The organism is Acetobacter aceti NBRC 14818, assembly GCF_000193495.2.
Lineage (GTDB): Bacteria > Pseudomonadota > Alphaproteobacteria > Acetobacterales > Acetobacteraceae > Acetobacter > Acetobacter aceti.
Genome location: NZ_AP023410.1, coordinates 2,842,235 through 2,855,280, shown reverse-complemented (window position 1 = coordinate 2,855,280; position 13,046 = coordinate 2,842,235). Strand labels below are relative to the sequence as shown.

12 protein-coding genes and 1 tRNA gene are annotated in these 13,046 nt (G+C 55.5%); 5 read left to right on the top strand and 8 right to left on the bottom strand.

Annotated elements, in window-relative coordinates:
* Nucleotides 1–27: 27 nt before the first annotated feature.
* From EMQ_RS13080 to rfaD, 5 genes are read right to left on the bottom strand one after another with little or no spacing between them, the layout of a single operon-like run.
* Nucleotides 28–957 (bottom strand): hypothetical protein, encoded by a 930-nt coding sequence (locus EMQ_RS13080; protein WP_010668936.1) that lies wholly within the window; start codon nt 955–957, stop codon nt 28–30.
* A complete protein-coding gene (gene pgeF, locus EMQ_RS13075; RefSeq protein ID WP_018307883.1) occupies nt 957–1,757 on the bottom strand; it encodes a peptidoglycan editing factor PgeF in 801 nt (266 codons plus the stop codon). The genes EMQ_RS13080 and pgeF overlap by 1 nt, the downstream gene beginning before the upstream one ends.
* Entirely contained in the window at nt 1,754–2,800 is a 1,047-nt protein-coding gene (locus EMQ_RS13070) for a class I SAM-dependent methyltransferase (RefSeq protein WP_010666015.1), read from the bottom strand. The genes pgeF and EMQ_RS13070 overlap by 4 nt, the downstream gene beginning before the upstream one ends.
* The gene (lgt, locus tag EMQ_RS13065) at nt 2,797–3,636 is read right to left on the bottom strand and encodes a prolipoprotein diacylglyceryl transferase (protein WP_010666016.1); all 840 of its coding nucleotides are present in this window, start codon (nt 3,634–3,636) and stop codon (nt 2,797–2,799) included. Before lgt ends, EMQ_RS13070 begins: the two co-directional genes overlap by 4 nt.
* A 57-nt stretch (nt 3,637–3,693) precedes the next feature.
* Nucleotides 3,694–4,677 carry an ADP-glyceromanno-heptose 6-epimerase gene (rfaD, locus tag EMQ_RS13060; RefSeq protein ID WP_010666017.1) on the bottom strand — a complete coding sequence of 328 codons (984 nt, stop codon included), beginning with the start codon at nt 4,675–4,677 and terminating at the stop codon, nt 3,694–3,696.
* 135 nt (nt 4,678–4,812) lie between these two features.
* Between rfaD and EMQ_RS13055 the strand changes: the two genes are divergently transcribed.
* From EMQ_RS13055 to EMQ_RS13035, 5 genes are all read left to right on the top strand, one after another.
* Nucleotides 4,813–5,148 (top strand): accessory factor UbiK family protein, encoded by a 336-nt coding sequence (locus EMQ_RS13055; RefSeq protein ID WP_010666018.1) that lies wholly within the window; start codon nt 4,813–4,815, stop codon nt 5,146–5,148.
* A gap of 164 nt (nt 5,149–5,312) precedes the next feature.
* Entirely contained in the window at nt 5,313–5,816 is a 504-nt protein-coding gene (locus EMQ_RS13050) for a type III secretion system chaperone family protein (protein WP_010666019.1), read from the top strand.
* Nucleotides 5,816–6,643, top strand: a complete 828-nt coding sequence (gene proC / locus EMQ_RS13045; RefSeq protein ID WP_010666020.1) for a pyrroline-5-carboxylate reductase — start codon at nt 5,816–5,818, stop codon at nt 6,641–6,643. The genes EMQ_RS13050 and proC overlap by 1 nt, the downstream gene beginning before the upstream one ends.
* Before the next feature lie 27 nt (nt 6,644–6,670).
* Nucleotides 6,671–7,339 carry a TetR/AcrR family transcriptional regulator gene (locus EMQ_RS13040; protein WP_231367922.1) on the top strand — a complete coding sequence of 223 codons (669 nt, stop codon included), beginning with the start codon at nt 6,671–6,673 and terminating at the stop codon, nt 7,337–7,339.
* Between the two features lie 60 nt (nt 7,340–7,399).
* Nucleotides 7,400–7,474, top strand: a tRNA-Gln gene (locus tag EMQ_RS13035).
* Between the two features lie 44 nt (nt 7,475–7,518).
* On the opposite strand, the gene EMQ_RS13030 is transcribed toward EMQ_RS13035, so the two are convergent.
* The 3 genes from EMQ_RS13030 to EMQ_RS13020 form a co-directional block, all read right to left on the bottom strand.
* Nucleotides 7,519–7,788 (bottom strand): HU family DNA-binding protein, encoded by a 270-nt coding sequence (locus EMQ_RS13030; RefSeq protein ID WP_010666022.1) that lies wholly within the window; start codon nt 7,786–7,788, stop codon nt 7,519–7,521.
* 1,032 nt (nt 7,789–8,820) lie between these two features.
* Complete coding sequence (locus EMQ_RS13025; protein WP_231367923.1) at nt 8,821–10,038, bottom strand: ATP-grasp domain-containing protein; 1,218 nt, start codon at nt 10,036–10,038, stop codon at nt 8,821–8,823.
* Between the two features lie 71 nt (nt 10,039–10,109).
* Nucleotides 10,110–12,443, bottom strand: coding sequence for a glycosyltransferase (locus tag EMQ_RS13020; RefSeq protein WP_232092250.1), 2,334 nt, complete (start codon nt 12,441–12,443; stop codon nt 10,110–10,112).
* Nucleotides 12,444–13,046 lie beyond the last annotated feature (603 nt).

The following is a 13,046-nucleotide window of genomic DNA, read 5'->3' as shown; positions in this document are numbered from 1 at the left end:
GCTGATATTTTTTCTGAAACAGACTGCCTATTTGTTTTTCGCTGCGTCCTGAGGCTTCGGGATCGGCCTGGCGTCACGGCTCGAATAGCGCGTGATCATTTCCTCAACCGCTCCAGCTGCTTCTTCCGCCGCCGCCATGGCGATATCACCCCACATGCCATCCATCGAATGGGCCGGAATATCGTGGAGCTGGGTCGCTATACCAACTTCCTTGTCATCCTTATCCGTCACGCGCCAGTCGATGCGGATATTCTGCTGCGGATGCCCTCGTGAGCCAGCCGGTCCGTCCGTCACCTTGACTGTCGTCGTCACGGTAAAGTCCGCATCAGTCCGGGACGTCTGGATCGTATCCTTCATTTCCTTGAACGACACGACAAAAGCACGCGCCAGCGAAATATTGCCGTCACCCGGCGCGCCCGTCACGCCCTGAAAGAAAATCCGTGCTCCCCGGTGCTTCAGACTTTTTGGATCTTCCTCCATGCTTTCAGCCATGACACCGGTCAGAATACTGACAATCTGACCCGCGCCCTGCTGCGCCGCCTCATGCAACACTTCCGGACCACCCGCTGACCAGGCAACAGCCGGAACACCCGGTCCTTCCTGCGTCGCACGGACTGTGCCCTGTGGTGTCATCAGGGAATACAACGGCACAATCACGTCACCCCGCTGCTCGGTATGCAGCTTCACCCACCAGTCGCCGGGTCGGACAGGCTGCGCCATCGCCGGGATCGACTGATCGAGCAGCGCCTGCGTCACCTGCGCCGCCCAGAGTTTCTCACCGTCCGGACTCAGGCTTTTATCTTTGGGAAGCGGAATATCGAGACGGGAGGTTGGAGCGGTCGCCATGCCGCCCTTCTGACCTTTATTGTCATGTTCGAAAGGATGCGGCACTGAAAGACAGCCGGTCAGCAGGCAGGTCGCCGAAAGCGGAAGAAGCTTTGAAAAAATCCGTTTCATCAGCCCTGTTCCGCTCCACTTCCTGCTGCAATCACCGAAATCTGGTGTCCGATCGGGCCCCCACCCGCCAGAGTGCGTCGTCGATGACTGAAAAAACGTCGCTCGTCCGGGAGCGTGTCCAGCCCTACTGACGCCACGGCTGTCACCCCGGCACGCCGCAAGCGGTCCATGCAGTATCCGCCCAGATCAAATTGGAAATGCCCCTCTCTCTGCCCCGTCACAAAGAATGACGCAGCCTGCACATCGGCCGCCAGTGCAGCGTCACGCATGTCGGACCCGACTTCATAACTCGCCTGAGCAATGCAGGGACCGACAACAGCCACCATTTCCGAAGCCGACGCGCCGAGCGCTTCCATCGCACGAACCGTCGCCTCCAGCACGCCGCCGACCGCACCACGCCATCCCGCATGGGCCGCGCCGACAATCTTTCCATCCTTCGAAGCGAACAGAACCGGTCCGCAATCCGCCGTGATGACCCCAAGCGCCACATCGGGACGCGCCGTCACCATCGCATCCGCCTTGCCGCCTTCGCCGGGTTTCCACGGCTCGGTAACGGTGATCACCCCATCACCATGCACCTGCGTCACGCCCAGCAGCGATTCATTCGGAAGACCGAAAAAACCGGCGACACGACTGCGGTTTTCCGTCACGGCGGCGGGGTCGTCTTCCGACCGGGTCGAACAGTTCAGGCTGGCATAAGGCCCTTCCGAAACGCCCCCGATGCGTGTGAAAAATCCATGACGCACAAAGGACAGATAAGGACTCTGCACAACCGAGTCTGGTACAAGCCCAGCGCTCATTGCTGTTCTCCCGCTGTTTTTTCTGAAAATCCCGGCACAATCGTTACATCTGGCGACGTTATAGCCAAGGCCTTGAACAAACGTCCCATCCGATCCGGCCCAATCAGCCTGTCCAGCCCAGAGCGGATCGCTCCCGCCTGTTCCGGCGCACTCCGGCACAGGGCCTCCGCCCGCTGGACAGCACCCAGAGCCCGCAGCAGATCGCCCTGCCCGGCCGGTCCATAACAGACCGCACCCGCCGCCTGTGCAGCCCGCGTCATGGATGCGAAATCGACATGCGCCGTCACATCCGCGGTGCCCGGCTCAACCAGCGCCGACACCGGTCGCCCCTGCCGCAGAGCCTGCAGGGACTCACCCACACAGGACGTGGCCGTGCCGTAGTCAATGAACAACGCCACACCCGGTTCCCTGCACAGTCTCTCCGCCACATCGCGCACAAAACCAGCCGAAGCAGGCGAAATTTCGACAACGTCCCCAACAGTCGCACCGCGTTCCATCACTTCCGGCGGCACGTCGGAGCAATCCTGCAAATTCCATTGACCGTTCAGGACGAAACGCTCCTGCCACCCTGTCTCCGTACGGACGAACTGACGGATAGGCAGAGCGTCGAGGAATTCATTGGCCACCAGAACCATCGGGCCGCTCGGCACATCGGACAGGGTATCGTGCCAGCAGACGGACACGCCCGACTGAGCCAACGCCTCCTCCTGCGCCTTGCGCAGACGGGGAGAAGTCTCGATCAGATGCACCGACAGGCCAGACAAACAATCTGGTGCAAGACGGACAAGCACTCGCAGCATGTCCGCCATCAGGGTGCCACGCCCCGGCCCCGCCTCCACCAGATGCAAGGGAGCACCAGACGATACAGGCAGACCACGCATGACGACGGCGCACCACGCCCCCAGCACCTCGCCAAAGATCTGGGAAATTTCCGGGGCTGTCACAAAGTCCGTGAAAGGGTCACGTTGGGCGTAGTAGGCCGCATTGGCGCGCCCCATGAACGCGTCCAGCCGCTCCCCGCCCTGTGGACCCGACACGCTCACGCGCTTTCCTGTTCCTCAGGCGGCAGTCCCGCATAAACCGGCGCACGAAACGCATAAAGCATGAGCAGCGCCCCGGCCAGAATCATCGGAATACTCAGGATCTGTCCCATGGTGACGCCAAACGGGAAATAACCGAGGAACGCATCAGGCTCACGGAAGCACTCGCAGAAAATACGGGCGCATCCATACCCGACAAGAAACAGACCGGCCAGAAAACCGGGACGCTCACGCAACTTCTGCTGACGCGCTGCAAACAGCAGGACCAGAAAGAGAAGAAGCCCTTCGGTCAACGCCTCATAAAGCTGCGACGGATGGCGCGGATGGCCATCCGTGTCGGGAAAGATCATCGCCCACGGCAGGCTCGGATCAGCATAACGCCCCCAAAGCTCGCCATTGATGAAGTTCGCTATTCTCCCGAAACCAAGCCCGATCGGCACGATGGTCGTCACACGATCCGCGAAGGCCAGAAACTTCAGCCCATAGCGACGGCAGAACAGCAGCATCGCCAGAATGACGCCGATGGTTCCGCCGTGGAAGGACATGCCGCCCTGCCAGACGGCGAAGATCTGGGCCGGATGCGCCATAAAGGCCATCGGCTGATAAAACAGCACATAACCAAGGCGACCACCGAGCACGATGCCGAGCGTGACCCAGACGAGAAAATCATCGGCCAGTTCCGGGGTCGCTGCCCGCGGCGCCCAAGTCACCAGTCTTTTCAGAAGCTGGATGCCGATGACGATGCCCGCGATATAGGCCAGCGCATACCAGCGGACCGCAAGCGGGCCGAGATGCACGAGCACCGGGTCGAACTGCGGGAACATGAGCACGGGCAGCATGCGGGAACTTTCCTGATATCCAGCCCTGCACGGGCCCTCAACGTGATGAAGAAAAAGTCAGAGGTAGGGATCGACCTTCGAGAGGTAATCCCGGACATACTGATGAATGCCGTCCTCAAGACTGGTGAAGGACGCCGTATAACCGGCGGCGCGCAATCGGGACATATCCGCCTGCGTGAACGACTGATACTGTCCGCGCAGGCTGTCCGGCATGTCGATATACTCGATGGCCCGCTTCACGCCTGCGGCGTCACAGACGGCATTGGCCAGATCAAGGTAGGTGCGGGCCTCGCCGGTTCCACAATTGAAGAGGCCATTGATGGTCGGATTGTCATACAGCCAGAGCATGACCTTCACGACGTCACCAACCCAGATGAAATCGCGCTTCTGCTGTCCGTCGGCGATGTCGGCACGATCCGAACGGAACAGCCGGGCCGGACGCCCCTGCCGCACCTCGTCGTACTTCACTTTCACAACCGAGATCATGTTGCCCTTGTGATACTCGTTCGGGCCGTAGACGTTGAAGAATTTCAGACCAGCCCATTGCGGCGGGCGGGCGATGCCCCGATCCAGAGACCGCATCACATTCAGATCGAACGCCTGCTTCGACCAGCCATACAGATTGAGGGGCGCGAGCGTGGAGAGCAGAGCCGGATCATCGGAGAACAGCGAGAGCTGATCGGCCGCGCCATAAGTGGCCGCAGATGATGCGTAGAAGAACCGCACACCCTGCTGGGCACACCACGTCCAGAACCGCTGGGAGAGGGAGACGTTGGTGCGCCAGACGAGGTCGCCGTCACGCGCCGTTGTCGTGCTGATCGCTCCCATATGAAAGACGGCTTCGACCTTGATGGTATCGTCATCCAGGAGCATCTCAAGATCTTCAGGTGCGATGATACGGACAGGAATATGGCTGCGCAGGTTGCGCCACTTCTCTCCATCCCGGAGACGATCGACAACCACGACATCCAGCCCGCGCGCGCAGAGCGACGCGACCAGACACGATCCGATGAATCCGGCGCCGCCGGTGACGATAATCATGAATTCAGCCTTATAACGATGAGCGTGCGCAGAGGACAGAGGGCGTGGGTTGGATTAATCCTCTTTCAACGCTTATAAGCAAAACTTCACAACAGGGCTGGCTCGAACAGCCCTGCCACACCGAGGAGCACCGGAATGGCTGACAGACCGCGTATTTTTGATGATCTTGCTGGCGTTGCCGGCGGCGCGCTCTCTGCCTTTGCCGGCGTGAAGGAAGAGATCAACGCGCTGGTCCGTTCGCGCGTTGATGAAGTCCTCGGCCAGTTACAGGTCGTACGCCGCGAGGAATTCGAAGTCGTCAAGGAACTCGCCGCCAACGCCCGTATGGCCGGAGAAGAGGCCGAACAGCGCATCGCCGCCCTGGAAAAACGTGTCGCTGATCTTGAGGAAACAAGCACAGCTCCTGCACGCATCGGTCATGCTGACCAGAATTCCGGCTGGAGCGGAGACAGCGCCGCCTTTCCGAACTGAAAATAACAGGTCGGAGTGTCACAAAAACAGTCACGGCTCATCTTGCCGGAAACGGCACGGGTCCATAGGCTGAACAGTGTGGCGAGTCGGGTGACCGCTCGCCATTGATTCGCAGACGAAACAACCCCGTAACGGGGAAGCGTTTCTTGGCTTGGGAGGCCAGCATGCCCGCTCTGACGATGACCACCTCCACTCCCAACTCCAACCCGATCGATCTGATGGAACAGATCGTCTGTGGTTACGAATGGGCGTTCGACCGGCGCAATTCATCCGAGATGGCGGCCGAAGCACCCGGCAAATGGTGCGATTACGGCCTGTATTTTTCTTGGTCGGCCGAGCTCAGCGCCATGCATTTCACCTGCACCTTCGATCTGAAAGTGCCAGAGCCACAGCGCAAGGCTCTCTTCGAACTGATCGCCCTGGCCAATGAGCGGCTCTGGATCGGTCACTTCGCACTGGATGTCGAAAGTGGAACGCCCATGTTCCGCCACGCCGTTCTGCTGCGTGGCGCTCCCGGCGCTTCCATGGAGAGTCTGGAAGACATGGTGGATATCGCCATCACCGAATGTGAGCGTTTCTATCCGGCCTTCCAGTTCGTACTCTGGGGCGGCAAGGCTCCGGCCGAGGCGCTGGAAGCCGCCATGCTCGACTGTATGGGCGAAGCCTGATGACAGAGCCTCTCCCACCTCTCCTTCTGGTCGGATGCGGCCAGATGGGAGGGGCTCTTCTCGAAGCCTGGATCGGCAAGGGGCTTGCCCCTTCCGTCATCATGGACCGGCACCGGGACGCTGTGAGCGGACCGCACACCGTTGTGCGGGAACTGTCGAAAATCCCTGAAGATTTCATGCCTGAGGCGGTCATTCTCGCGGTCAAGCCGCAGAAAGCCATCCCGGTCATGGAAGAACTCGCAACACTACGCCCCGACATCGCAGAGCGAGCTGTCTTTGTGTCCGTGATGGCCGGTCTGACCGCGGGATCAATCGCGGAATGCCTTCGCAACAAGGCACCGGAAGCAACTCCCACCATTGTGCGGGCCATGCCCAACACGCCCTGCTCCATCGGACACGGCATGACCGGGCTTTACAGGGCTCCGGGTGTTACGGACCGTCAGGAAAAACTCTGTGACCGACTGCTTTCAGCTGTCGGCGCAACGGTCTGGGTTTCCGAAGAAGATCAGATCAACGCGGTTACAGCCATTTCCGGCAGTGGGCCCGCCTATGTCTTTCTACTCGCCGAATTGCTGGAGAAAGCCGCTGTCGGACTGGGCCTGCCAGCAGATGTCGCTCGCATACTGGCCCGCAAGACTGTCTCCGGCGCTGGAGCCCTGCTCGATCACAGCCCGGAAGACGCCGCCGAACTGCGTCGTCGCGTAACCAGCCCCGGCGGCACCACCGCTGCGGCGCTCGCCGTGCTCAACGCGCCAGCAAACTGGCCATCCGCCATCCCTGAAGCTGTCGCAGCCGCCGCCCGGCGTGCGCGCGAGCTCGCTTCCTGAACCTCTCCGAAATCAAGAGCCTTTCCCATGCCTATGGAAGAAGAAGACGACCAGTTCGACTCCACCCTGCTTGAAGCTGCGATGTCCCTCGCCGCCAGCAAGGGCTGGAGCAACATATCAATGCCCGAGATCGCCCGGCATGCAGGTCTGGATGTGGGCGAGGTCCGTTGCCGTTATCCGTTCAAGACGTCTGTGCTGCTGCTGCTGGGCAGGTTGGCGGATCGTTCTGCCCTGATCGACGATGGTTCGCTCGGAACCTCGCGGGAAACGCTCTTCGACCTGATGATGCGGCGTTTCGATGTTTTCCAGCAATATCGTGCTGGCGTGCTCTCTGTCCTGAAGACCCTGCCCTTCGATCCTCTGGTCACGGTCATTCTGGGTGGAGCAACGGTAGACAGCATGCGCTGGATTGCTGGCGCAGCAGGCATACAGACCAGTGGCATTGAAGGTGCCTTGCGGGTTCAGGGCGTTGTCGCCTTGTGGACGTATGCGCTTCGCTCATGGGAAAAAGATGAAAGCGAAGATCTCGGCCTGACGATGATCGCCCTTGAGTCAGGTCTTGATCGTGCCGAGAGGATGGGGCTTTTCCGCAATGCGGTCAGCTTGAAGTCAGAGACTGAAGGTGACGAAACGTCAAACCTCCTGACGTCTGAAGCCAGCGATGTCAGTTTCAATGATTTTCAGGACGGGAAATAAGACAAAATCACTCTTTACGCAGGCGTGGAGCCAGATTAGAACATCTCCACGAACTGCTTCTGGGGTGTAGCCAAGCGGTAAGGCAGCGGATTTTGATTCCGCCATGCGGAGGTTCGATCCCTCCCACCCCAGCCAGAAAGCGGTATGACGGCTTTTAAGTCCGCCATACCAGCCCTTTTTCAGACAGCTTTCTTCAGGTTCGGGCTTGCCTTGAAACGCACCGTCTTTCCGGCCTTCACCTTGACCGGCTCACCGGTGCGCGGGTTAAGGGCCTTGCGGGCCTTGGTCTTCTTGACCGTAAAAGTACCGAAGGACGGAAGTGTGAAACCACCGTCCCGCTTCAGTTCCTTCACAATTGCATCCATAAGATCAGCCGCAGCCTTATTTGCGGCCACCCCTGTGCAATTGATCGAATCCTGGATGACCGCAGCAATAAAAGCTTTACTCATGGACCACTCACGCTCCTGGGATGCTTACCAAGACCAGAGGCATGGATCACTGCTGTCCATAAAGCGCCACTGGCCAATAACGCGGTTATTAGCGTGGACATTTTAAAGAAACCAGAAAAAAATACCGAAAAACGCCAACTCGCCATAAAAAATCGAAAGAAAAGCCTATCGCGTAGCTTGAACGTCACGCTTTACAATGGAACGACGGGTTCCATCGATCCATTTTCGTACAGAAATCATGTTCGTGTTTGGCAGTAGCAGGCTCTTTGTCGCACACGCCCCGACAGACAGATTTCTTGTTACTTATCCGAACTGACCTAGTCTTATCCTGCAACTACGTGCTGAGGAATAAGGATGTTGACCTGACCAAGATTTTCTCCAAGGCGCTATGAAGTGCCCTCGATCACCTGCAATCTCGGTGATACTGCCTCTGACGAACTGGACATTATCGTGTCGCAAGCCCGCTGAAAAATTTCATCGCGACCATGCTGAGGCAGAGTGTATCAAAGCCCTTATCATTGATTATCGCTTCCTCTGATCATGAAAGAAATTTCCTATAACAGGACTTCTGGAAGCTTCTGATGATCCAGCGCCTTTCAGACTGACTGGTATGTTCCAGACTTTATATATCAGTATAGTCACCCATTCTTCTGTAAGCTTATCACTCAGGATTCAGAAAAAGCATCCCTGTCGCCAGTCTTCCAGATTAGAATACTTGACTAAACCCTATCCAAAAAGACAAAATCCTATATATTTTGAAATACAAAAAATTTACTCAATTGGATATTTCTACAAAAAAAATAAATAAAAACACACAAATAAACAATTATTTATTTTAAAATATGAAAAAATAATCCAGTAATTATTTGAACGTTTCGTATTTTTTCTCTTAAAACACAAACAGAACTACATTTGAAAACGACCCAAATGCCAAAAAAATCCTCACACACAATCATACAACGTATAAAAAACTAAAAATCAATACCAGGACCAGATGTACTAATAGTCTTGTCTATCAGGCAGAGAAAGAAATTAACTCTTGCCACATGCAATAATTTCGTCTCCTTTATTCTCTAAAGCATATCCCTGCATATGTTTAGCAATCATGCGCTCAAAAGCCTGCCTGATACGTGCAATGCAGGCGCTTTTATATGGGAAAATATCGTCTGGATCGCGATCATGCACGATCATGGCGGTTTCTACTTCAAAGACGACCAGCGTTCCATCCTCAAGAACACCAAAGTCCAGCCCGAAATAATCCAGTCCTATACATGGTGGAATCGCATGGAGCGCCTGCATGACCGAAGACGGAAAAAATGCCGTCATATCCTGCATGAACCGCGCTTCTTCCGCTCGCCTCTCAGGAAACTGCTCCATTTTCGCGTTATAATACCAGATTGCCCAGTCATCATGGATAGCCATATGAACAGGATATGGCGCACCATCGACGAAAACGACCCTGTATTTCCTGTAGAGTCCGTCTTTACTCACATAATCAATAAAATGCGTCGCATAATAATATCCGGATGCACCCGTGTCATGAACATAGCGATCAAAGTCCGCACGGTTATCAATGCGCGCCAGACTATTCCCCGCATGAGACGAAACAGGCCTGACCAACAGGGGAAAATCCGGAAGCCTGTCAAAAGGTGGGCAGACCACACGACAGGGCGGCACCAGAAGCCCCGGAATATCCGCCAGAATCTCCGGCACCATTGAACGCGCCATATGCATGATACGCTCCCCTCCATTCAGAACAGGAATGCCTGACGCTTTGCCAATCGCTTCAGCTTCAAGGATGGCAGCCGTCTGACGGGCGTCCTCGCCCATCGCAAGAATAACGACATCCGGTCGCAGCTTTCTGATTCTTTCCGCCAGTTCTTCCCGTCTGTCCGGCTCACCCGAAACCCACAGCGTATAGAGAGCAGTGCTGTCATCCAGCAACATGGCAAGCGGTGCATTGGCCTGAAATGTGCCCGGCACATTCAGCACAACAATGCGCCGAACAGATCCGTCATCAGATCGAACTGGTCCCTGAACCGGATCCAGATGCATTGCGGCCTTCAGGTGACTCAGAGCAGCCGTTTCATCACCACAGACCTGGCACATTTCCCATAAACGATAATGGAGTTGCGCCTGTTGACCTGGCGTCCCGGCAGTTTTCAGCCGGGCAAGCAGCGTCTCACGCGCAAATAATGGATCATTGGAGAATTCAGCAAGATCAAGCATGGCCCGAGTGTAATCGGGCACACCTCAATGGAGGGTAAACTCACCTCTCACCACCGATGGTTTCAGGTCAGACTGAATCAGAAGAACCGATCCTATTGGACTACGGACTGAAGATATTGCTTCAGCTCTTCTGCCTGCCTTCTAAAATTCGGAAGAGCATCTTTCATGGAATTCACATAGGAATCCAGCATGTCAGGTCGCGCCAGAATGCCTTCTACCGCTGTTTTCAAGGGCTCAGGCCGACCATCGAGAGGAATGAGGTTGCCATTGACGCCATCAACAATATCTTCCGCCTGCCCCCCGGGAGCCGTGGAAATGACCCAGACATCACGGGCTAGGGCTTCGCGCACAGTCAGGCCATAACTTTCCATCCACTGGGAGGGGAACAGCAGCACATCAATGGAATTAAAGAAATCATCCCGTGTTGCATCGCCGTAGGCTGGCTGAATGGTGATCTTGCCTTTCACCTTCCAGCCTGAAACATCCATCGACGCAAAACCGAGATTAAGCGTGTTATCGATCAGAACCAGTTCCCAGTCAGTGCTCTCCAGTCCTTCGAACACCTCACGGACCAATGGAAAACCTTTCACCGCTTCCTGTCCGCCCACAAAACCGAACCGGATCGGCGTTTTTGGCTGATGCGGCTTATGTGGCACCTTTGGCCAACTGAAACCGTTTCTATTCACCTTCACCTGCTCGGGATCAAAACCGTTGGCCAGATAAAGGGCACGATGGGACTCGCTCGGAGTCAGAAGCAGTGAGGCTTCTTTCAGCATCGACAGCATCATGTCCTGACGTACCTTGAGGTGCATGGCCCCCGGCAGACAGGATCGACACACATTGAGGTCGATGTGACGCTGGAAACAATAACGCCCATTCGGTTTGACCATGAACTGTCGTTCACACAACCACCACGCGTCATGAAGCGTCACCACGAATGGCACACCTTCTTCCAGACAGGCCTGCAACATCCCCAGACCCAGTCCCTGTATCGAATGAAAATGCACGACATCAGGCCGGAATGCTTTTACCCATGAGATAAACTGGGCAGTACAGCGAGGATTATCGAGCCCAGCAATCGGATCGATATGTGTGGAAAGCGGGGATCCGACGACAGGTAGCCCTTCGATTTCATAGCGAAGAGAGGAGGAAAATAGCGCGGGGATCGGTTCGTAGGAGGTAAATACGGCAACATCAGTTTCAAGTGCTGATAAATGTGTCGCCATTTCCTCAGCAACAAGAGTAGCGCCACCGAAAGATCGCGGTTTAAAGAATATGTTGACTGCCATAACACGCAGGCGATCCGTTTTGCGTCGTTCAGGCGATGGAAACTGCACGGCAACCTGCTGCCGCGCTATGGCTTCAGGCCGGTAATGCTCCAGTACATCCAATCGCGCCTGATGCCCGATACGCTCGCGAAGAGCCTCATCGTGCGCCAGCGCAAGAAGCATCTCTCTCCAGTCGGTTTTATCTTTTGCAAGAAAACCGTTCCTATTGTCCTCGACCACGTCACGGAAGGTGTCGCAGGGCGAACAGACCGCCGGAACCTGCAGGATAGCTGCTTCCAAAAATTTGATATTGCTTTTGGCGTCATTGAAAATTGATGGCTCAAGCGGCGCAATGGCTATATCGGCTCCGGCGAGGACAGCCATGTATCCCGCATAATCACGCCCTTCCAGATATTCCACGCGGGCACCAAATCTCCGGAAATCATCCGGCAGGGTGAGTTCACCAATAATCTTCAGGACCAAGCGTGGCTCAATATCCATAGCTGCCGCCAGCCCCGCAGCACATTCCACGAAGTCCTGATCGTGGGTACGTGTCCCCGATCCGTAAACAACGACGATATCCCCGTTTTCCCGTGGAGCTTTCTCGATAGCCAGAAGCTGGTCGGCAATCCGCAGGGTTTCGCCATCCAGCGCATTCTCAATGACACAAACCTCCCTGACGCCAGCGCGCAGCATGATGTCGCCAAGAACACGCGTAGAAGCGATGCCACGTCCACACAGTTGCAGGCATTCCCGGTAAAGCCCAGCACCTTCAAGGAGAATTTCCTGCTCTGATTTACTCAATGAGAGCAGATTACTGTTCTGCCCATAAAGCTCGAGATCAAAGATCAGATCATCGACTTCCCACCAGGGCTCAATACCAAAGCGTTTTGCTTCCGTAATCAGCGTCTGGATAACAGAAACCGCCGGGGTGCGATAGAAAATGACTTCCCAGCTTGTTTGCATGGCGGACAAAGCGCTTTGTGGGTCATGCCAGTTTACAACCTCGACTTCCCAGCCAAGTAATTCCAGCTCTTCTTTTCTTTGCCACACCCGATACTTTGCGCATTGCGGGATACTGAGTTCAGCAACAATCAATATTTTAGGTACAAGCCCCAGATCCCGTGCGGGTGGCACAACCTGCCTATAAGGATTCAATACTTTTTCTACATTTTCAGATAATATTTCTTTACTTTTACCTGACTTTTTCTTTGTTTTCGGACGCTGCTGTAAACGCGCATCCAGGCGCCTTCTTACTCGCCGATAAAGACTCTTTACACCGTCCTTTTCGACAATTTCTCGTGCTCTCTGAACAGCCTCCTTCAGGGGGCGTCCTTCAACAGTCTGCCCATGCACAAGTAGCCAGCCGCCACGAAGGGCCCGCCCAACACGGGAAAGAGGGCTTTTATTCCATCCAAAGAGAAGATGACGCACATGCGCGGCATCCTCCGCGTTTACATCAGCCCTCACACTATGGAGAAAAGCTGCTCCTCTGTAGCATTCCAGCAACGCCTCGACATGACGAAGACGTTTTTCGAGAATTTCCTGAGGCTGCTTTTCAGTCACGATAATCCGGTCGCTTTCTCATAAGAAAATCAAACAATCACTGGCAACTTTAACACTTTATACCGTTTTTCATATGCAGCCATCATATCCATTTTCCCACGCGGCATACAGTTTCAAGAGAAGCAAATGCTCTCACCAGAAACCTCCAGCGTATGGAACAAAAAAAAACCGGACCTTTTCAGGTCCGGTTTCATT

Excerpts from the sequence above, each read along its gene's own strand:
- EMQ_RS13055 (WP_010666018.1), top strand. The coding sequence starts at position 4,813 with ATGGCTGACAGACCGCGTATTTTTGATGATCTTGCTGGCGTTGCCGGC.
- EMQ_RS13030 (WP_010666022.1), bottom strand. The coding sequence starts at position 7,788 with ATGAGTAAAGCTTTTATTGCTGCGGTCATCCAGGATTCGATCAATTGC.
- rfaD (WP_010666017.1), bottom strand. The coding sequence starts at position 4,677 with ATGATTATCGTCACCGGCGGCGCCGGATTCATCGGATCGTGTCTGGTC.
- proC (WP_010666020.1), top strand. The coding sequence starts at position 5,816 with ATGACAGAGCCTCTCCCACCTCTCCTTCTGGTCGGATGCGGCCAGATG.
- pgeF (WP_018307883.1), bottom strand. The coding sequence starts at position 1,757 with ATGAGCGCTGGGCTTGTACCAGACTCGGTTGTGCAGAGTCCTTATCTG.
- EMQ_RS13050 (WP_010666019.1), top strand. The coding sequence starts at position 5,313 with ATGCCCGCTCTGACGATGACCACCTCCACTCCCAACTCCAACCCGATC.
- lgt (WP_010666016.1), bottom strand. The coding sequence starts at position 3,636 with ATGCTGCCCGTGCTCATGTTCCCGCAGTTCGACCCGGTGCTCGTGCAT.
- EMQ_RS13080 (WP_010668936.1), bottom strand. The coding sequence starts at position 957 with ATGAAACGGATTTTTTCAAAGCTTCTTCCGCTTTCGGCGACCTGCCTG.
- EMQ_RS13040 (WP_231367922.1), top strand. The coding sequence starts at position 6,671 with ATGCCTATGGAAGAAGAAGACGACCAGTTCGACTCCACCCTGCTTGAA.